18 protein-coding genes are annotated in these 19,308 nt (G+C 25.2%); 6 read left to right on the top strand and 12 right to left on the bottom strand.

The genetic code is table 11. The features are described from left to right. Positions 1–8 precede the first annotated feature (8 nt). Positions 9–422: a Holliday junction resolvase RuvX gene (gene ruvX / locus BLBCPU_RS02160; RefSeq protein WP_014246363.1), complete on the top strand. Its 414-nt coding sequence runs from the start codon at positions 9–11 to the stop codon at positions 420–422. A 3-nt stretch (positions 423–425) separates the two neighbouring features. Beyond that, a complete protein-coding gene (gene def, locus BLBCPU_RS02155) occupies positions 426–965 on the top strand; it encodes a peptide deformylase (protein WP_014246362.1) in 540 nt (179 codons plus the stop codon). On the opposite strand, the gene rplT is transcribed toward def, so the two are convergent. From rplT to BLBCPU_RS02100, 11 genes are all read right to left on the bottom strand, one after another. After that, the gene (gene rplT, locus BLBCPU_RS02150; RefSeq protein ID WP_014246361.1) at positions 960–1,307 is read right to left on the bottom strand and encodes a 50S ribosomal protein L20; all 348 of its coding nucleotides are present in this window, start codon (positions 1,305–1,307) and stop codon (positions 960–962) included. The genes def and rplT overlap by 6 nt on opposite strands. Before the next feature lie 13 nt (positions 1,308–1,320). Further along, positions 1,321–1,509: a 50S ribosomal protein L35 gene (rpmI, locus tag BLBCPU_RS02145; protein WP_014246360.1), complete on the bottom strand. Its 189-nt coding sequence runs from the start codon at positions 1,507–1,509 to the stop codon at positions 1,321–1,323. Between the two features lies 1 nt (position 1,510). Further along, positions 1,511–1,948 carry a translation initiation factor IF-3 gene (infC, locus tag BLBCPU_RS02140; protein ID WP_371136970.1) on the bottom strand — a complete coding sequence of 146 codons (438 nt, stop codon included), beginning with the start codon at positions 1,946–1,948 and terminating at the stop codon, positions 1,511–1,513. Between the two features lie 148 nt (positions 1,949–2,096). Next, a complete protein-coding gene (gene thrS / locus BLBCPU_RS02135) occupies positions 2,097–3,299 on the bottom strand; it encodes a threonine--tRNA ligase (protein ID WP_014246358.1) in 1,203 nt (400 codons plus the stop codon). Positions 3,300–3,393: 94 nt separating this feature from the next. Next, complete coding sequence (locus BLBCPU_RS02130) at positions 3,394–4,110, bottom strand: MIP/aquaporin family protein (RefSeq protein WP_014246357.1); 717 nt, start codon at positions 4,108–4,110, stop codon at positions 3,394–3,396. A gap of 26 nt (positions 4,111–4,136) precedes the next feature. Beyond that, a complete protein-coding gene (glpK, locus tag BLBCPU_RS02125) occupies positions 4,137–5,633 on the bottom strand; it encodes a glycerol kinase GlpK (protein WP_014246356.1) in 1,497 nt (498 codons plus the stop codon). Between the two features lie 34 nt (positions 5,634–5,667). Further along, positions 5,668–7,266 (bottom strand): glycerol-3-phosphate dehydrogenase/oxidase, encoded by a 1,599-nt coding sequence (locus BLBCPU_RS02120; RefSeq protein WP_014246355.1) that lies wholly within the window; start codon positions 7,264–7,266, stop codon positions 5,668–5,670. 138 nt (positions 7,267–7,404) lie between these two features. Next, the gene (ffh, locus tag BLBCPU_RS02115) at positions 7,405–8,742 is read right to left on the bottom strand and encodes a signal recognition particle protein (protein WP_014246354.1); all 1,338 of its coding nucleotides are present in this window, start codon (positions 8,740–8,742) and stop codon (positions 7,405–7,407) included. Between the two features lie 15 nt (positions 8,743–8,757). Further along, positions 8,758–10,518, bottom strand: coding sequence for an arginine--tRNA ligase (gene argS, locus BLBCPU_RS02110; protein WP_014246353.1), 1,761 nt, complete (start codon positions 10,516–10,518; stop codon positions 8,758–8,760). A gap of 5 nt (positions 10,519–10,523) precedes the next feature. After that, positions 10,524–11,591: a branched-chain amino acid aminotransferase gene (locus BLBCPU_RS02105; protein WP_014246352.1), complete on the bottom strand. Its 1,068-nt coding sequence runs from the start codon at positions 11,589–11,591 to the stop codon at positions 10,524–10,526. Positions 11,592–11,675: 84 nt separating this feature from the next. After that, positions 11,676–14,114: a thiamine pyrophosphate-dependent enzyme gene (locus BLBCPU_RS02100; RefSeq protein ID WP_014246351.1), complete on the bottom strand. Its 2,439-nt coding sequence runs from the start codon at positions 14,112–14,114 to the stop codon at positions 11,676–11,678. Positions 14,115–14,231: 117 nt separating this feature from the next. Between BLBCPU_RS02100 and ndk the strand changes: the two genes are divergently transcribed. From ndk to BLBCPU_RS02085, 3 genes are all read left to right on the top strand, one after another. Continuing rightward, the gene (gene ndk / locus BLBCPU_RS02095; protein WP_014246350.1) at positions 14,232–14,657 is read left to right on the top strand and encodes a nucleoside-diphosphate kinase; all 426 of its coding nucleotides are present in this window, start codon (positions 14,232–14,234) and stop codon (positions 14,655–14,657) included. A gap of 88 nt (positions 14,658–14,745) precedes the next feature. Next, entirely contained in the window at positions 14,746–15,351 is a 606-nt protein-coding gene (locus BLBCPU_RS02090) for a LemA family protein (RefSeq protein WP_014246349.1), read from the top strand. Between the two features lie 25 nt (positions 15,352–15,376). After that, positions 15,377–16,135: a YgcG family protein gene (locus tag BLBCPU_RS02085; RefSeq protein ID WP_014246348.1), complete on the top strand. Its 759-nt coding sequence runs from the start codon at positions 15,377–15,379 to the stop codon at positions 16,133–16,135. A 1-nt stretch (position 16,136) separates the two neighbouring features. Here the strand turns inward: BLBCPU_RS02085 and BLBCPU_RS02080 are convergent, their stop codons facing one another. Beyond that, a complete protein-coding gene (locus BLBCPU_RS02080) occupies positions 16,137–18,782 on the bottom strand; it encodes a valine--tRNA ligase (RefSeq protein ID WP_014246347.1) in 2,646 nt (881 codons plus the stop codon). A gap of 25 nt (positions 18,783–18,807) precedes the next feature. On the opposite strand from BLBCPU_RS02080, the gene BLBCPU_RS02075 reads away from it, so the two are divergent. Next, the gene (locus BLBCPU_RS02075; protein WP_014246346.1) at positions 18,808–19,308 is read left to right on the top strand and encodes a dihydrofolate reductase; all 501 of its coding nucleotides are present in this window, start codon (positions 18,808–18,810) and stop codon (positions 19,306–19,308) included.

Genomic DNA, 19,308 nt, shown 5'->3' with positions numbered 1-19,308 from the left:
TTATAATAATGAAAAAAATTTTGGGGATAGATTACGGAAAAAGGATAACTGGTTTGTCTATATCAGATATTTCACAAGTATTTTCCTTTGGATTAAAATCTATTCCAACTAAAAAATTAATGGATTTTTTGGATATTTTTATAGTTACCGAAAAAATAGAAAAAATTGTTATAGGGTTACCTAAAACATTAAAAAATAAAAATTTTTTAATAGAAAAATATATTCAAAAATTTATTTTTAAATTTCATAAAAAATATCCTAAAATATTAATAGATAGATTAGATGAACGTTTTACATCTAAAATTGCTTTTTACACTATGATCGAACTAGGGATAAAAAAAAAGAAAAAAAATATTTTAAATAAAATTAGTGCTACCCTAATTTTACAATCTTATCTTTCAAAAAAAAAGAAAAAAAATTAATCTATGATCTTACCTATAATACTTTATGGAAATCCAATTTTAAGAAAAAAATGTATCGATATAGATATGAATATCTATTACCAAGATAGTCGAATTAATCAATTGATCAAAGATATGTTTGAAACTTTACATAAAGTAAAAGGAATAGGATTAGCAGCACCTCAAATTGGTAAAAATATCCGATTATTTATAGTAAAAACGCCTTACCTATCAAAAAATGGAAAAAATAATTATCAAGAAGTTTTTATTAACGCTAGAATATTGAAAATATATGGAGAAGAATATGAATTCAATGAAGGATGTCTAAGCTTTCCTGGAATCATGGAATATGTAAAAAGAAAATCTCATATATTAATAGAATATTACGATAATAACTGGAATAAAAAAAAAAAGACTTTAAAAGGAATTTGTTCAAGAGTTATCCAACATGAATATGATCATATTGAAGGTAAACTTTTTATAGATTATTTTTCTTCTATGAAAAAAAAATTAATAAAAAAAAAATTGATAATTTTTTTTGAGAAAAAAAACTCTCTGTTATAAGGTAATATCATCCACTATTTTTTTGAAAATATCCGGATGATTCATAGAAAAATCTGAAAGAAATTTTCTATTAATTTTAATACTTTTATCAGATATTTTTTTCATAAACTTGGAGTAAGAAATTCCATATTTACGTGATCCAGCATTAATACGTTGAATCCAAAGAGATCTAAAATATTTTTTCTTTTTTTTTCTTCCTAAAAAAGCATAACTAAAAGATTTTTCTACCGCATTTTTAGCAATTGTATAAACCTTACTTCTAGCTCCATAAAATCCTTTCGCTAATTTAAGTATTTTTTTTCTTTTTCGTCTTGAGTAAACAGAATTTGTAGATCTTGGCATGCTTTTCTATAATTTAGAATTGTTTTTTTATATTCTTTTGATCAGACTTTTTTAATAGAGAAAATGTAGAAAGTTTCCGTTTTCTTTTTTTTGATTTTTTCGTTAAAAGATGATTTTTAAATGCATGTTTTTTTTTTATATATCCATTAGCGGTTTTTTTAAATCTTTTTTTAGTTCCGGATTTTGTTTTTAATTTTGGCATACTAAATTTTTTTTGGGGCTAATATCATGTACATTCTTTTTCCTTCCATAACTGGCATTTGTTCAACTTTTCCATATTCTTCAATTTCTTCTGCAAATTTTAGCAATTTAATTTTTCCTTGGTCTTTATATACTATAGAACGCCCTTTGAAAAAAACAAAAACTTTTACTTTATCCCCCCTCATTAAAAATTTTTCAGCACTTTTTATTTTAACTTTTCCATCATGATCTCCGATTTGTGGTCCAAATCGGATTTCTTTAGTATTTACCTTAATTTGTTTTGCTTTAAATTGCTTCTTTTTTTTCTTTTGTTCATATAGGAATTTTTTATAATCCAATATTTTACATATTGGAGGATCAACTTTTGGGTTTATCTCCACCAAATCTAATCCTTTATCTATAGATAATTGAATTGCATCTTGAATGGATAAAAATTCCATTTTTGATAGAATCACCAACTAAACGAACTTGATTAGAATTTATATGATTATTAATACGATGTTCCTCCTTTTTTTTATAAATGAACGATATATTCTCTTTTTTTATTCCCCCTTGAAAATTTTTTTTTATAATAATAGTTTTATAAATTTAATTAATTTCTTTAAAAATAGTGTTTATTCCGTTGGAAATAGATAATATTCCTATATGACCTAATCCATGTTTTCGTAATGAAATAGTTTGAGTAATTACTTCTTTTTCCCCCAAAATAATCATATAAGGAATTTTATTTTCTTCCGAATCTCTGATTTTTTTATCAATTTTCTCGTTTCTTTTATCAATAAAAACACGAATATTATAATTTAACATCAAATTTAAAATTTTTTTTGCATAAACTATATATTTATCACTTATAGGAAGTATTACCACTTGATTAGGTACCATCCATAAAGGAAGGTTCCCCTTTGTATGTTCTATCAAAATAGCTATAATACGTTCTAAAGAACCAAATGGAGCTCTGTGTATCATTACTGGACGGTGCTTTTCATTATTTTTACCTCTATAATATAAATCAAACCTTTCAGGTAAATTATAATCTACTTGAATAGTTCCTAATTGCCAATTTCTTCCCAAAGAATCTTTAATAAGAAAATCCAGTTTAGGACCATAAAAAGCAGCTTCTCCATAATGAATCGTAGATTCTATTTTTTCTTCTTTTACCGCTAAAAGTATAGCTTTCTCAGCTTTTTTCCAATTTTTTTCAGATCCAATATAATTATTTATTTTTTTGGGATCTCTAAGTGATACTCTAACTGTATATTCTAAAAAACCTAAACGACGAAATACATGAAAAAATAAATTTATTACTTTTTTAAATTCTTCCAATAACTGATCATAAGTACAAAAAATATGTGCATCATCTTGAGTAAATCCTCTTACTCTTGTAAGTCCATGAAGTTCACCACTTTGCTCATAACGATATACGGTACCAAATTCTGCAAAACGTTTAGGAAGATCGCGATAGGACCATTCCTGTGAACGATAAATTTCACAATGATGAGGACAATTCATTGGTTTTAAAAGAAATTCTTCTTCTGAATGAGGAGTTTGAATAGGTTTAAAACTATCTTTTCCATATTTATTCCAATGTCCACTTATAACATATAATTTTTTATGTCCAATATGTGGAGTAATAATCATCTCATATCCAGATTTTTTTTGAATATCTGTTAAAAAATTTTCTAAATTTTTTCTTAAAATTGTGCCTCTAGGCAACCATAATGGTAATCCTGATCCAACTCTATCAGAAAAAATAAAAAATTTCAATTTTTTTCCTATTTTTATGTGATCCATATTGGAATCTTATTAAAAAAAAAGGATCGAATATTTATTATCCATTAATATATATTATACACTTAATTAATAAAAAAAGTTACAAGTTTTTTTATTATGAGAATAACAATAAATATAATGCAGCAGCTCCTGAACTACCTACAATTGGTCCTAAAACAGGAACAAATGCATAATCCCAGTTACTTTTACCTTTTCCAGGAATTGGAATTATAGAATATATAATCCTTGGACCTAAATCACGAGCTGGATTAATTGCACAACCCGTAGTTCCACCTAAAGATAATCCAATTCCCAAAACAACTAAAGAAGATAAAAAAGCCCCTAAAATCCCTAATCCTACAATAGGATATTTTTTTGTAAGGTAACAATTCACCAACATAAAAATAAATGTAGCCAATACTTCGCTTAAAAAGTTAGAAAAAAAATTTTTTATAGTAGGGCCTGTACTGAAAACAGATAATTTATCTTGTTCTTTCTTAGTTTCTAAAAAATGATCTTTATAGAAAATCCATACTAATAAAGCACCTAACATTGCTCCAATAAATTGAGCAAAAATATAAAAAGGGACAAGATTCCAATTTAACTTACCAGTTATGGCAAACCCTATTGTTACAGATGGATTTAAATGTCCTCCACTATAAGGATAAGATACTAAAATACCTATAAAAACTGCTAAAGCCCATCCTACAGTAATAGTTAACCATCCTGCCCCATTTCCTTTTGTTTTTGACAAAAGTACGTTAGCTACTACTCCATTTCCTAAAAATACTAAAATCATAGTTCCTATAATCTCGGCATATATTTTTGTCATTTTATTTTCATTTTTATAAAAAAAATTTACTTACTAGACCAAGTACGGGTTGTTTTTATCGCTTTTTTCCAACCTTGAATTCTTTCCAAACGACTGGACATCCTTTTCGGTTCAAAAATCTGGTCCATTTTCCAATTATCTTGAATTTCTTCAAGACTATTCCAATAATTTACAGCTAATCCAGCTAAATAAGCTGCTCCTGCTGCTGTAAGTTCAGAAATTTTAGATTTAACAACTTTTACATTTAAAATATCAGATTGAAATTGCATTAATAATTTATTTACTGTAGCACCTCCATCTACACGAATTTCTTTAATAGAAATCCCAGAATCTGCTTCCATTGCTTTTAGTACATCCATATTTTGAAAAGCAATACTTTCTAAAGCTGCACGAACAAAATGTGCAGAAGAAGTCCCCCTAGTAATTCCAACAATAGTCCCTCTAGCTCTTTGATCCCAATAAGGTGCCCCTAATCCAGAAAAAGCGGGGACCATATACATTCCTTCTGTATCTTCTACTGAAGAAGCAAGGATTTCTGCTTCACTTGAAGATAAAAGTAACCCTAATCCATCCCTAAGCCATTGTACAACGGCTCCTGCAATAAAAACACTACCTTCTAAAGCATATTGAACTTTATCTTTAATTTTCCAAGCAATAGTAGTTATTAAATTATTTTGAGAAAAAACAGGATTTTCTCCTACATTCATTAACATAAAACAACCAGTCCCATAAGTATTTTTTACCATTCCAATTTTTGTACACATTTGACCAAAAAGAGCTGACTGTTGATCTCCAGCAATTCCAGATATAGGAATCTTATGAGAAAGTATATGTCCAGTTGTATAACCAAAAATTTCACTAGATGATTTTACTTCTGGAAGCATTGTTTTTGGAATATCAAATAAATTTATTAAATCTTGATCCCAACTAAGAGTATGAATGTTGAAAAGCATAGTACGAGATGCATTAGTCACATCCGTAACGTGAATTTTTTTCCCAGTTAAATTCCATATTAACCATGAATCTATAGTACCAAAAGCTAAATATCCAGAATGAGCTCTTTTTTTAGCTCCTGGAATATTTTCTAATATCCATTTTATTTTAGTAGCAGAAAAATAGGGATCTATAATAAGACCAGTTTTTTTTCTAATCATTTCAGTTAATCCATCACACTTGATTTTATCACAATAATTAGATGTTCGTCTATCTTGCCAAACAATAGCATTAAAAATTGGTTCCCCCGTTTTTTTATCCCATACTACAGTAGTTTCTCTTTGATTAGTGATTCCTATCGAAATAATATTTTCTCCTTCTAAATTTGCTTTTAAAATTGCTTCTAAAGCAACTGAAGCTTGTGTAGACCAGATTTCTTCTGCATTATGTTCCACCCATCCAGGATAAGGATAAATTTGTGTAAACTCTCTTTGAGCTACGGAAATAATATTTCCAATTTGATCAAAAATAATAGCTCTAGAACTCGTAGTTCCTTGATCTAACGATAGAACATATTTTTTCATAAACATATAAATAATTACAAAAAATTTTCTCCTTAAAAAATCAAAATGGATAATAATATTGCATGGCTAATTCTTTAAAAGAAGCTATCTGAGATTCTTCCCATTCTTTATCTCGATAAAGTTCTTTTGCCATTAATGATGCTATTATTGGTGCTATATCTATTGCTATTTTAGCATTTAAAAATAATAAACGAAATCTTCTTGCTAAAACATCTTCAATTGTTCTAGCCATTTCATAACGTACCATCCATATAACTTCTGCTTTTGTACAATGATAAGGATATTGATAAATTAATGGATCTCCCCATAAAGGATTTTCCTCAATTAATTTTTGAATATGAATTTCTTCTTCTCCATATTTATCCCCCCAATTATTATAATTTTTACATGAATAAAAATCAGTTCTATAACCAAAAATCTTAAGATTTTTGGTTATAGAAGAAACTTTCTTTAATTTTCCAATTTCAATAGCTTTATTTACGGTTTCTTCTGCCATTTTTCTATATGTAGTCCATTTCCCTCCTATAATAGTTATTAAACCTGAAGGACTCATCATTAATTTATGAGATCTAGAAATGTCTTTAGTAGAAGAATAAGATAAATTAGGAGGTACGAAAAGAGGACGTAATCCAGAAAAAGCACTTAAAATGTCTTTTTTATTCGGATTATATAAAAAATATTGATTAAAAGTTTGTAAAATAAAATCTATTTCTTTTTCTAAAGGTTTGGGTTCAAGAACACTTTTTTCCAAAAATGTATCTGTAGTTCCTACTAAAACATGATCATACCATGGTATACTAAATAGAATTCTTCCATCCGAAGTTTTTGGAATTACTATAGCATCTGAACTACTAAAAAAAGATTTTTTTAATACAATATGCGTTCCTTGACTAGGCTTTATCAAAATAGTAGATGTGGAATCATCCATTTTTAAAATAGTATCGGAAAAAACTCCAGTTGCATTAATCACTATTTTTGAATAAATAGAATATTTTTTTTTAGTTTCAAGATCATAAGCTATTACTCCAATTATTTTATTTTCTATTTTTTTAATAAGATTTTTCACTTTAAAATAATTTAATAATACTCCACCTTGTTGAACACAAGTTTGTGCTAAATCAATAGCTAAACGAGCATCATCAAATTGTCCATCATAATATAAAATCCCTCCTTTTAAATTATTTGATCTAATTTCAGGAAACATTTTTAGTATTTCATTTTTAGATAAAAATTGAGAATTTCCAAAACTCAAGGATCCAGATAACCATTCATAAATTTTTAAACCAGTCCAATACAAAATCCCCATTTTCCAATTAAAAATAGGAATAATAAATCGTTTTTTTTTCACTAAATGAGGAGCATTTTTTAACAAATACCCCCTCTCTTGCAAAGCTTCATAAACTAATTTTATATTTCCTTGAGCTAAATATCTTATTCCACCGTGTATCAATTTCGTACTACGACTAGAAGTTCCTTTAGAAAAATCATTTTGTTCTAAAAGTAAAGTTTTAAATCCTCTAGAAGCTGAATCTAATGCTATTCCTAATCCTGTTGCTCCTCCTCCAACAATAATAATATCCCAAATATTTATATTTTCTAAAATTCTTAAAAATCTATCTCTATTTAAAAAACCTTTCATTATGATTTACTCATTCATATTATTCAAAATAAAATACCCCTATTGGGATATTTAAACATATAACGAACAAAATTAAAAATATTTTCAATAAAAGAAAACTTTTATTAAAGTTAATCCAATAACTTTTTACATTATATTTTATTTATTAATAATTTTTGATAAAAAATTTTTTATAATATCTTTCCCTGAATTATCCTTAATAGTTTTCATTATTTTACTTATGTTAGAAAATTGTTTTAATAAAAGATCTATATTTTTTAATGAAATCCCAGATCCATTTGATATTCTTTTTTTTCTTTTTATATCAGTAAGTATTTTGGGATGATTCCTTTCATAAGGAGTCATGGATAAAATAATAGATTCTATTTCTTTGAAAGAATATTTTTTTTTATTTTTATTATCAATAATTTTTTCCATACCAGGAATCATGGAAACAATATTTTTAATACTTCCTATTTTTTTTACTTGTTGAATATGCTCTAATAAATCTTCAAAATCAAAACGATTTTTTGATATTTTTTTATAAATTTTTTTAGTTTTTTCCTCATCAAATTGTTCCTGAATTTTTTCTACCAAAGAAACTATATCTCCCATTCCTAAAATTCTATTAGCTATTCTTTCTGGATAAAAAATTTCTAGATTTTCTATTTTTTCTCCATTACTAATAAATTTAATAGGTTTTCCAATGACACTAGACATAGTAATAGCTGCTCCACCTCTACTATCCCCGTCTAATTTAGTCATGACTATTCCATCAATATTCAAAAATTTGGAAAAACTTTGAACAGTATTTATAGCATCTTGTCCAGTCATTGAATCTACAACGAATAAAGTTTCATCTGGTTTAGAATATTGATAAATTTTTTGAATTTCATCCATCATAATTTTATCAATTGCTAATCTCCCTGCAGTATCAATAATAATGACATTGCATTTTTTTTCAGAAGCATAAATAAGAGACTTGTCAAAAATTTCTATTATATTTTTACTTTTTTTTAAGAAAAATACGGGAAGATTATTTTTTTCTGCTATAATTTTTAATTGATCTATAGCTGCAGGACGATGAATATCGGCTGCTACTAATAAAGGGTTTTTCTTTTTTTTTTTTAAAAAAAAAGAAAGTTTAGAAGAAAAAGAAGTTTTTCCACTACCTTGTAATCCACAAATTAATATAATAGTAGGATTATTAGAAATATTTATTTCTATATTTTTTTTACCCATTAAGGAAACTAATTCATCATATATTATTTTTATAATTAATTGTTTTGGATTTAAAGAAGAGAGTACTTTTTTACCAATAGATTTTTCTTTAACTTTTTGAACAAATATTTTAGCTATCTTATAATTAACATCTGCATCAATAAGAGCTTTACGAATATCTTTTAGTGTTTCTGCTATATTGATTTCGTTTATTCTACTATTTCCTTTGAAAATATGAAGAGCTTTATCTAATTTTTTTTGTAAATATTCAAACATAAGTGTGTTTATTTATTACATACGATCAAGCATTTTGATTCCTAATAAACTCATTCCTGATTTTAAAATATTTCCTGTAACATGAATAATATTCATTCTAATATTACTATGAATAATCTTTAAAGGATCTATTAATCTTTTATTTTGATAGAGATTGTTAAAATTTTTAGAAACTTCATAAACATAATTTGCTACTAAAGAAGGATTCAAATACATTGCTGATTTTTTTAATATTAATGGATATTTTTGAAGAATTTTAATCATTTTTTTTTCATAAAGATCAAATTTGATATTTGACCAATCCTTATTAGTTAAGGAACATAAATTTAAAAAATTTCGTTCTAATGAACGAATTCTAGAATAAGTGTATTGAATATATGTTCCAGTTTTACCCTTAAAATCTATAGATTTTTCTGGATGAAAAAGAATCCTTTTTCTAGGATCTACTTGAAGAAAGTAATATTTTATAGCTCCTAATCCTATTACTTCAGAATATTTTTCTTTTTCCATATTGGAAAAATTTTTAAAAAAAATTTTTTTTACAATGGAATACATTTCTAATATCAAACTATCAGCATCTATAATATTCCCCATTCTAGATTTCATTTTACCACTTGATAAATCTACCATTCCATAAGAAAGATGAGATAATTTTTTTACCCATATATATCCTAAACGTTTTAATATACTAAAAAGTACTTGAAAATGATAATCTTGTTCTTTTCCTACAATATAAATTAACCTATCTATACAATATTTTTTAAAACGTTCTACAGCAGTTCCTATATCTTGGGTTATATAAACAGAAGTTTCATCTGATCGTAATAAAAGTTTTTGATCAAATCCTTCTTTTTCCAAATTTACCCAAATAGATCCATCTTTTTTTTTAAAAAATAGACCTTTTTTTAGACCATTTTTTACAATATTTTTTCCAAATTTATAAACATGACTTTCATATTCTATTTTATCAAAATTGATTCCCAACTTTTTATAAGTTTCTTTAAATCCTTCATAAACCCATTTGTTCATTTTTTTCCAAATATTTATAGTTTCATGATGTCCAGATTCCCATTTTTTTAATAAAATTCTTGCCTGTTTTAGAATAGGAATATTTTTATCATTGTAATCTTTATTTTTTTTGGAATAATCGTGAATTTCCTTATGATAAATTTTATCAAATAGATTATAATATTTACCGACAAAGTGATCACCTTTCATTTTGGAACTATTAGGGGTTTCTCCTTTACCTAATTTTTTCCAAGCAATCATAGATTTACATATATGTATTCCTCTATCATTAATCATTTGAATTTTAGTTATTTTATGTCCCACAATTTTCAGAATTTTGGATATAGAATGTCCAATAAGGCTATTTCTAATATGACCTAAATGAAGAGGTTTATTTGCGTTAGGAGAAGAGTATTCCACTATTATATTTTCAGATGGTAATTTTAAATTATAAAAATTTTTATTCAACATTTGTTTAAGAATATGAAGATAATAACTATCCTTAAAAATAAAATTTAAAAAACCACCTATAATAGAAAAAGTGATCATATCTCCTAATTGACTATTTACATAATTTCCAATATCTTTTCCAATTTTTTCTACAGGTTTTTTTAATTTTTCAGATAAAGGAAATAAAATCAAAGTAATATCTCCTATATATTCTTTCTTAGTATATTGAAAATTCAAACTTGGACAAGGTTCCAATCTATATAAAATAGATAAAGATTGTTTTGTTATATGTTCTATGGATTGAAATTTTTTATTCATAGATCTTACAAAATTCTTTTTAATTTTAACCTCCATCCAAAAGGATCTACCGATAAATTATGTTGTATATCTAATAATCTTTTTCTTAATCGAATTGATATCCTTTCTTTATCTAAAATATCAGGTAAAAAAAAATTTTTACCTTTATAACTAATTATTTCAAAATAAGTGACAACTACGGCCGTACCACAACCAAAAGCTTCTTTTAAGATCTTATTTTTCAATCCATCTATAATTTCTGAAACCCTTAATTTTCGTTCTTCTATCTCTAATCCTTCTTCTTTAGCTAAAGAAAGAATACTTTTACAGGTTATTCCACTTAATATATTCTCATTAGATAATGGAGTAATAAGTTTATTTTTTAACCAAAAAAATACATTCATAGTTCCAGATTCTTCAATCAATGTATGAGTAGAAGAATCTGTCCATAATATCTGATCAAATCCCTCTTCTTTAGCTAATCTAGTAGGATAAAATGAAGAGGCATAATTACCAGAAGCTTTAGTAAACCCAACCCCTCCAGATGCAGAACGACTATATTTTTCTTCTATTTTTATTTTTAAAGGTTTTTTATAATAATAATCTGCTGGTGTAGATATAATCATAAATAGATAATCCTTAGAGGGCTTTGCCGACAAACATTTATCTATTGCAATTAAAATAGGACGAATATATAAAGATTGTCCATACTTTTTTGGAACCCAATCTCTATCTATATTTATTAAACTTTTTAATCCATTCATAAAAATATATTCTGGAATTGTCGTCATTTCCAAACGTATAGCAGATCGATTCATTCTTTTAAAATTTTCTTTTGGACGGAATAAAAATACTTCTTCATGTTTATCTTTATAAGCTTTCATCCCCTCGAAAACAGATTGACCGTAATGAAAAACAAGAGATCCAGGAGAAAACATAATATTTCCAAATGGTTTAATAATAGAATTTATCCAATTTCCATTTCGAAATTCTGAATAATACATATGATCCGAATAGTGATTTCCAAAAGAAATATTTTCGAAATCCATTTTTTTAATTCTTGAATGCAAGTTTCTTTTTATTTTTATTTTCATATATAATAATGATAAAAATAACACTGAATCTTTTTGATAATTCAAAGATAATAATTTTATTACTACTACTTATCTATTTATTAACTAATTATTATGCATTATTTTCAATACTTTTTCTACAATATCTTCAATAGATGGTTTAGAAAAATAATCTCCATCTGATCCATAAGGTGGACGATGTTCTTTAGCCGTAATTGTAATAGGTGGACAATCTAAATAATAGTACCCCTTTTGTTCTTCTAATATTTTTTGTAAAATATAAGCAGAGGCCCCTCCTGGAACATCCTCGTCAATAATTAATAATCGATTTGTTTTTTTTAAACTTTTTTCAATATCTTTTCGAAGATCAAAAGGTAATAAAGATTGAATATCAATTACTTCAGTTTCTATATTAATTTTAGATAATTCATTTGATGCTTCATTAACAATTCTCCATGTAGAACCATAAGTAACTATAGTGATATCTTTTCCTATCCTAGTAACTTCTACTATTCCAATTGGAATTCTAAAATAACCTAAATTTTTTGGTAATTTTTCCTTGATTCTATAACCATTTAGACACTCAATTACTAAAGCAGGATCGTCCCCATATAACAAAGTATTATAAAAACCGGCTGCTTTTACCATATTTCTGGGAACAAGTATCAAAATACCTCTTAAATAATTAATAATTCCTCCCATAGGAGATCCAGAATGCCAGATCCCTTCTAAACGATGCCCCCTAGTTCTAATAATAACGGGGGCTTTTTGTCCACCTTTTGTTCTATATTGCAAAGTTGCTAAATCATCACTCATGATTTGCAAAGCATAAAGAATATAATCTATATATTGAATTTCAACTATGGGACGAAGTCCTCGCATTGCAAGACCTATTCCTTGTCCAAGGATTGTAGATTCTCGTATTCCAGTATCAAAAATACGTATTTCTCCATATTTATTTTGAAGTCCTTCTAATCCTTGATTGACATCTCCAATTTTACCAACATCTTCTCCAAAAATTAAAAGATCAGGATATAGTTCTAATAATTTATCAAAATTATCTCTTAAAATTATTCTTCCATCTACTTCATAATCAGAATAAATTGGTTTAATTTCGGTAATTTTTATTGATGATTTTTTAGAAATGCTATATAAATTTGAAGAATAATTTTCTTTTTCTTTATTAAATTTTTCTTTTAACCATTTTATCAGGAAATTTTTTTTATAAAATTCTTCTTCAGAAAGTAAATATAAAGATCTTCGAACAATACAAAATATGAATTTTTTAGTATATAAATGTTTATTTATATGTAATTCTTTGATATGATTTTTTATCCATTTTTTACAAGGAAATGTATTTTGCAACTTTTCTAAAATAGTTATAGCTTCATTTTTTATTCTTTCAATAGGTTTTTGAAAAGATTCCCAAGCCTTTTTTTGTTCAGAATGAACATATTTTTTTGCTTCTATATCTATTTTATCTAAAAAATGAATATCTGCAATATTCTGAAATACTCCTGGTTCATTTTCAATCTTAAAATTTAAAATCCAATCTCTAAATTTTTTTATTCCATCATTTTTTTTTTCCCATTCTAAACGTTCTTTGGATTTATATCTTTCATGTGATGAAGAAGTAGAATGTCCTTGTGGCTGAGTTAAATTAGTAACATGTATTATTACAGGAACATGTTCATAACGTGCTATTTTATCTGCTTTTATATAAGTCTTTGTAAGATCTATATAATTGGATCCATTTACACGAATAATTTCTATTCCATTTTCTTTTTTATTTCTTTGAAATCCATATAAAATATCACTAATATTTTTTTTTGAGAATTGATACCTATTAGTAACAGATATTCCATATTCATCATCCCAAATAGAAATAATGATTGGTATTTGTAATACTGAAGATGCATTCACAGTTTCCCAAAATAATCCTTCAGAAATACTTGCGTTTCCAATAGTTCCAAAAGCTACTTCATTTCCATTATGAGAAAATATTTTATGTGTTTTTTTTAAATTTTTTAAATTTTTATAAATTTTGGAAGCTTGAGCTAACCCTAATAATCTTGGCATTTGAGAAGCAGTAGAAGAAATATCTGCACTAGAATTTTTTTTGTTCATTAAATTTTTCCAATTACCATCATAATTGAGTAGACGTGTACCAAAATGAGATGTCATCATTCTACCAGAAGATACCGGTTCTTCCTCTAAATCAGAATGTGCATATAACTGAGAAAAAAAACTTCTTACATTTAAAACTCCAATGGCAATCATAAAAGTTTGATCTCTATAATATCCAGATCTAAAATCTCCATTTTTAAAAATTTTAGCCATAGCTATTTGAGGAATTTCTTTTCCATCTCCAAATATTCCAAATTTAGCTCTACCATTTAAAACTTCTTTACGTCCTAAAATACTTATTTCACGACTTATTTTTGCTAATTTATAATCATTTAAAATCATTTTCTTAAACAAATAAAAAGAGGAAACTCCAAAACTTTTAAAGTTAAATTTATTGTTCTTTTTTTTTTTATTCATGATCATGAATACTAATTTTTTTTAAAATACAGTAATTTTTACTTTATTTATTTCTAATTTTAGAATTATTTTTTAAATTAAAAAAAATACAAATATGATAATTTTTCATATAAAAATATGATAATAGGAAAAATTACATTAGCTATTATAAAACCTGATGCTGTTAAAAAAGGATATATAGGACCTATTTTATTTCATATTATTAATGCTGGATTTTTTATAAGAGCAATTAAAATGACGGAAATTTCCAAAAAATTAGCTAAAAAATTTTATTATGAACATAAAAAAAATTTATTTTTCGAATCGTTAGTGAAATTCATGTCTTCTGGACCAATAGTATTGATTATCCTAGAAAAGGAAAATGCAGTAAAAAATTTTAGAAATTTAATAGGAAATAAAAATCCAATAAAAGCCAAAGTAGGAACTATACGTAAATTATATGCAAGTTCTTTAGAAAAAAATGCTATTCATGGATCCGATAGCGATAAGAATGCTTTTAGAGAATGTCGATTTTATTTTTCTGATATAGAAATATTCTTTTAAGAATATTTTTAAAATATTTGATTTAAAAAAAATATAAGAATTAAACATTACAAAAAATTTGTATTTTATAATCAAAATACTTACTATTATGAAAAAAGGGTTTTTAATTTATATTTCTACTATTTTTATAGTGATATTTTTAATCATTTTTTGGATTACTGGAACATATAATCAATTAGTTCAACTAAACGAAAATATAAAAAAACAATGGAGTCAAGTAGAAAATTCTTATCAACGAAGATCCGATTTAATACCCAATTTAGTAAATATAGTTAAAGGGGCTTCTAATTTTGAAAAAAATACCTTGAATCAAGTAATAGAATCAAGATCAAAAGCAACCTCCATAAATATAAATCCAGATAATTTAAATCAAAATCAAGTAAGTAGATTTCAACAATCACAAGAAGAGTTAAATAACTCTATCAATAGATTACTATTAATTGTAGAAAATTATCCTAATTTAAAATCAATACAAAATTTTTCTGAATTACAAAATCAATTGGAAGGAACAGAAAATCGTATTAATGTAGAAAGAAATAAATTTAACGATAAAGTAAATAATTTTAATACTTACAGAAATAAATTTCCAAAAATTATAATCTCAAATTTATTTTCTCAATTTAGAGAAAAAGGATATTTTAAATCTAAAATAGGATCGGAAAAAGCACCTATTGTAGATTTTTATAATTCATGATAGGGTTAATTTGAAAAAATTAGGAATGAAAAATTTCATAAAAAAAGTTTTTAACTCATTATCTATTTTACTATTTTTCACAAATATCGTACAAGGACAATTCAATATACCTGACCCTCCAAAAAAAATATATCCTGTTAATGATTATGCTGGAGTACTATCTCATATCCAAATAGAAAAATTAAATAAAAAACTTATTCAATATTCAAAAATTACCTCAACAGAAATTTTAATTCCTATCGTTAAAGATATCCATGGGGAAGATTCTAATTTTTTAGCTTCCAAATGGGGAGAAAAATGGAATATCGGAAAAAAAGATAAAAATAATGGAATTATTATTTTATTATCTATAAACGATAAAAAAATATCCATCCAAAATGGATATGGAATAGAGCCATATCTTACAGATTTTTCCACTCAAAATATAATAAAAAAAATCAAACCTTTTTTAAAAAATCATCTTTATTATAAGGCTATAGATATCGGTATTAAAGAAATATTTAAAATTTTTAAAAAAATAAATATGAATATAAAAAAAAACATAATAAAAATTCTTTATGGAAATTTTTTATTCCTATTAGTATCTTTTTTTATTATGTTTTTTTTATTTCAAAAAAAAAGTATAGAACCTTCATTATTAAATACATTATTTTTAACCAATATTCTATTCAAAAATAGATCTATAAATAATCAACACGATCATAACAACAACCATGAAGATAATTTTGATGGATTTGGAGAAGGAGGAACCTTTGGAGGTGGAGGATCTAGTGGAAACTGGTAATTTAATTATTCATTTTTTTTAAAATTTCTTTGAGATAAACTATTTTTTTCAAAGTATCACTTTCTTTTTTTTTTTCCTTTAATAGTAGGTATTGTGGAACCGATTTTACATATTTATCGTTTGATAAATTTTTACGAATTATAGATAAAAAATTCTTAAAATACTGAATTTTTTTTTCAATATTAAATGAATCATTTTTATCTAAATGATACTTTTTATCTAAAGATAAAAAGTATCTATCCGTTTCAATAAAAAAAGAAAAAAATTGTCCTTGTTTAGGTTTTTTTAAGATTGTAATAATGTTAGATAAATTTGCTAATTTTAATATCACTGGATGATATTCTTCTTTCTTTTTTACAGAAAATAAAATTAAACTTGTCTTATGAGGAATATGTATCTTATTTCTTATATTACGTATTTTAGATACAATTTTAATAGCTCTTTCAAAAGAAACTAATAAATTCCAATTATATGATTTTTTTTTAGGCCAAGAAGAAATAATTAAAGCTTCTTTTTTCGTTCTACTTTTAAGAATACTCCAAATTTTTTCTGAAATAAAAGGCATATATGGATGTAACAATTTTAAAATATTTTCAAACCATTTAACAGTATTCAAATACACAGTTTTTGATATAAAATTTCCAGAAATTGGTTTAATAATTTCAAGAAATAATGAACAAAAATCATCCCAAAATAATTTATATAAAATCATTAACGATTCATCAAATTTATATTTATGGAAATAAATCTCAAAAATTTCTAATACATAATAAAAACGATTTTCAAACCATACGATTGCCATATTAGATACTTTAGGAAAATCATCATATCTATGATGATTTTCTTTTATTTCCCAACTTTTTATCAAACGAAAAGCATTCCATATTTTATTAGAAAAATTTCTTCCTTGTAAACAAAAATTTTCCTCAAAATGAAAGTCTTTTCCGGCACTAGCTCTAAGCATAATCCCCATACGAACAGCATCTGCTCCATATTTTTCAATTAAATCTATAGGATTGGGAGAATTATTTAATGATTTAGATATTTTTTTATTTTTTGAATCTCTCAAAATTCCAGTAAAATAAACATTTTTGAATGGTTTATTTTTTTTAAAAAAGTATCCTGCTATAATCATACGAGCAACCCAAAAAAATAATATATCCGAACCTGTTATCAAATTTTCAGTAGGATAATAATAAGATATTTCATGATTATTAGGATTAAAAATTCCATCAAATACAGATATAGGTAATATCCAAGAAGAAAACCAAGTATCTAAAACATCTGAATCTTGCCAAATATTATCATAGTTTAAATCGTAATTATGACTCTTAATTTTCGCTTTTTTTAAAGCTGATTCCAAATTTTCTGCAACCACAAAATCATTTGGAGATGAACCATAATAATAAACAGGAATACGGTGTCCCCACCATAATTGTCTCGATATATTCCAATCATGAATTTTATACATCCATTGAAAATAAATTTTTTTAAATCTATTTGGATAAAATTTAATTTTCCCATTTTTAACTGCTTCTATAGCAGGATGCGATATTTTTTTCATTTTTAAAAACCATTGAAGAGATAATTTTTGTTCTACTACAGATTTAGTTCTTTCTGAAATTCCTATTTTTTGATTAAATTTTTCTATATTTACTATAACTCCTAATTTATCTAACTCTTTAATTATCTTTTTTTTTACTTCAAAACGATCCATTCCTTGATAGTGAAGTCCATTTTCATTTAAAGTTGCATCCTCATTAAAAATATTAATTATATCTAAATGGTATTTATCCGCAATATTTTTATCATTAATATCATGAGCTGGAGTTATTTTTAAACATCCTGTACCAAAATTTGGATCTACGTATGAATCTTGAATAATGGGAATAACTCTATTTATTATTGGTATAATTACATACTTACCCTTTAAATGATAATAACGTACATCATCTGGATGAAAACAAACTGCTGTATCTCCAAATATCGTTTCCGGACGACTTGTTGCAATAGTAATAAAATTTTCTTCTCCTTTGATTTGATATTTTATATAATAAAGAGTTCCTATCCTTTCTTTATATACAACTTCTTCGTCAGAAATAGTCGTTCTAGCTTTTGGATCCCAATTAACTACATGATACCCTCTGTATATATATCCTTTTTCATATAAATCTATAAAAATTTTTGTGATAGATTCAGATAATTTTTTACTCATTGTAAATTGCCCCCGGTTCCAATCACAAGAACACCCCAATTTTTTTAATTGATTAAAAATAATATTCCTATGTTTTTCAGACCATTTTACAACATAGGATAAAAATTTATCTCTTCCTATAATAAATTTGGATAACCCTTTTTTTTTTAATTGATAAACGATCTTTGCTTCGGTGGCAATAGAAGCATGATCGGTACCTGGTATCCAACATGGATTATACCCTTTCATTCTAGCATATCTAATTAATATATCTTGTATAGTATTATTCAAAATGTGCCCTATGTGAAGAATTCCAGTAATATTTGGAGGAGGCATTATAATAGTATAAGATTTTCTATTATCTGGATAGGAAAAAAAGTAATCATTATTTATCCAATGATGATATATTTTTTCTTCTACAGATTTTGGATCATATTTAATTGGAATATCCATAAAATATAAAAAAAATTAATTTTTAATGAAAATTGTACTGATCTCTGCGATTTCTAAAAATGGATTTATAGGAAAAAATAATAAATTAATGTGGCATCTTCCTAATGATTTAAAAAGATTTAAAAATATGACTATTGGAGAAATTGTTCTTATGGGTAGAAAAACTTTTGAATCAATTGGTAAACCACTACCAGGTAGAAAAAATATCATATTAACAAAAAAAAATAAAATAAAATTATCATATTCTTATAACGGAATTTTTAAAATTTTTTCTTCTTTAAAAGAAGTATATGATTTAAATTATAAAAAAATATTTGTTATAGGAGGAGAAAAAATATATACTTCTACTATAAATAAAGCAAAAATTCTAGAATTAACCATCATTCATAAAAAATTTTACGGTGATGCAAAATTTCCCAAAATAAATTTTAAAAAATGGGAAAAAAAATATGAATTTTTTTATGAAAAAGATCAAAATCATTTATACGATTATAGTTTTGTTCGATACGAAAAAAAAGGGGAATAG

It is taken from the genome of Blattabacterium sp. (Cryptocercus punctulatus) str. Cpu, from assembly GCF_000236405.1.
GTDB lineage: Bacteria > Bacteroidota > Bacteroidia > Flavobacteriales > Blattabacteriaceae > Blattabacterium > Blattabacterium punctulatus.
This window is presented reverse-complemented; position numbering and strand designations above follow the sequence as displayed.

Bases quoted from the DNA above. Each gene is read 5' to 3' on its own strand.
- BLBCPU_RS02100 (WP_014246351.1), bottom strand. From the start codon at position 14,114: ATGAATAAAAAAAAAAAGAACAATAAATTTAACTTTAAAAGTTTTGGA.
- BLBCPU_RS02085 (WP_014246348.1), top strand. From the start codon at position 15,377: ATGAAAAATTTCATAAAAAAAGTTTTTAACTCATTATCTATTTTACTA.
- BLBCPU_RS02080 (WP_014246347.1), bottom strand. From the start codon at position 18,782: ATGGATATTCCAATTAAATATGATCCAAAATCTGTAGAAGAAAAAATA.
- rpmI (WP_014246360.1), bottom strand. From the start codon at position 1,509: ATGCCAAAATTAAAAACAAAATCCGGAACTAAAAAAAGATTTAAAAAA.
- BLBCPU_RS02105 (WP_014246352.1), bottom strand. From the start codon at position 11,591: ATGAAAATAAAAATAAAAAGAAACTTGCATTCAAGAATTAAAAAAATG.
- def (WP_014246362.1), top strand. From the start codon at position 426: ATGATCTTACCTATAATACTTTATGGAAATCCAATTTTAAGAAAAAAA.
- glpK (WP_014246356.1), bottom strand. From the start codon at position 5,633: ATGTTTATGAAAAAATATGTTCTATCGTTAGATCAAGGAACTACGAGT.
- ndk (WP_014246350.1), top strand. From the start codon at position 14,232: ATGATAATAGGAAAAATTACATTAGCTATTATAAAACCTGATGCTGTT.
- ruvX (WP_014246363.1), top strand. From the start codon at position 9: ATGAAAAAAATTTTGGGGATAGATTACGGAAAAAGGATAACTGGTTTG.
- thrS (WP_014246358.1), bottom strand. From the start codon at position 3,299: ATGGATCACATAAAAATAGGAAAAAAATTGAAATTTTTTATTTTTTCT.
- BLBCPU_RS02090 (WP_014246349.1), top strand. From the start codon at position 14,746: ATGAAAAAAGGGTTTTTAATTTATATTTCTACTATTTTTATAGTGATA.
- infC (WP_371136970.1), bottom strand. From the start codon at position 1,948: ATGGAATTTTTATCCATTCAAGATGCAATTCAATTATCTATAGATAAA.
- BLBCPU_RS02120 (WP_014246355.1), bottom strand. From the start codon at position 7,266: ATGAAAGGTTTTTTAAATAGAGATAGATTTTTAAGAATTTTAGAAAAT.
- rplT (WP_014246361.1), bottom strand. From the start codon at position 1,307: ATGCCAAGATCTACAAATTCTGTTTACTCAAGACGAAAAAGAAAAAAA.
- BLBCPU_RS02130 (WP_014246357.1), bottom strand. From the start codon at position 4,110: ATGACAAAAATATATGCCGAGATTATAGGAACTATGATTTTAGTATTT.
- ffh (WP_014246354.1), bottom strand. From the start codon at position 8,742: ATGTTTGAATATTTACAAAAAAAATTAGATAAAGCTCTTCATATTTTC.
- BLBCPU_RS02075 (WP_014246346.1), top strand. From the start codon at position 18,808: ATGAAAATTGTACTGATCTCTGCGATTTCTAAAAATGGATTTATAGGA.
- argS (WP_014246353.1), bottom strand. From the start codon at position 10,518: ATGAATAAAAAATTTCAATCCATAGAACATATAACAAAACAATCTTTA.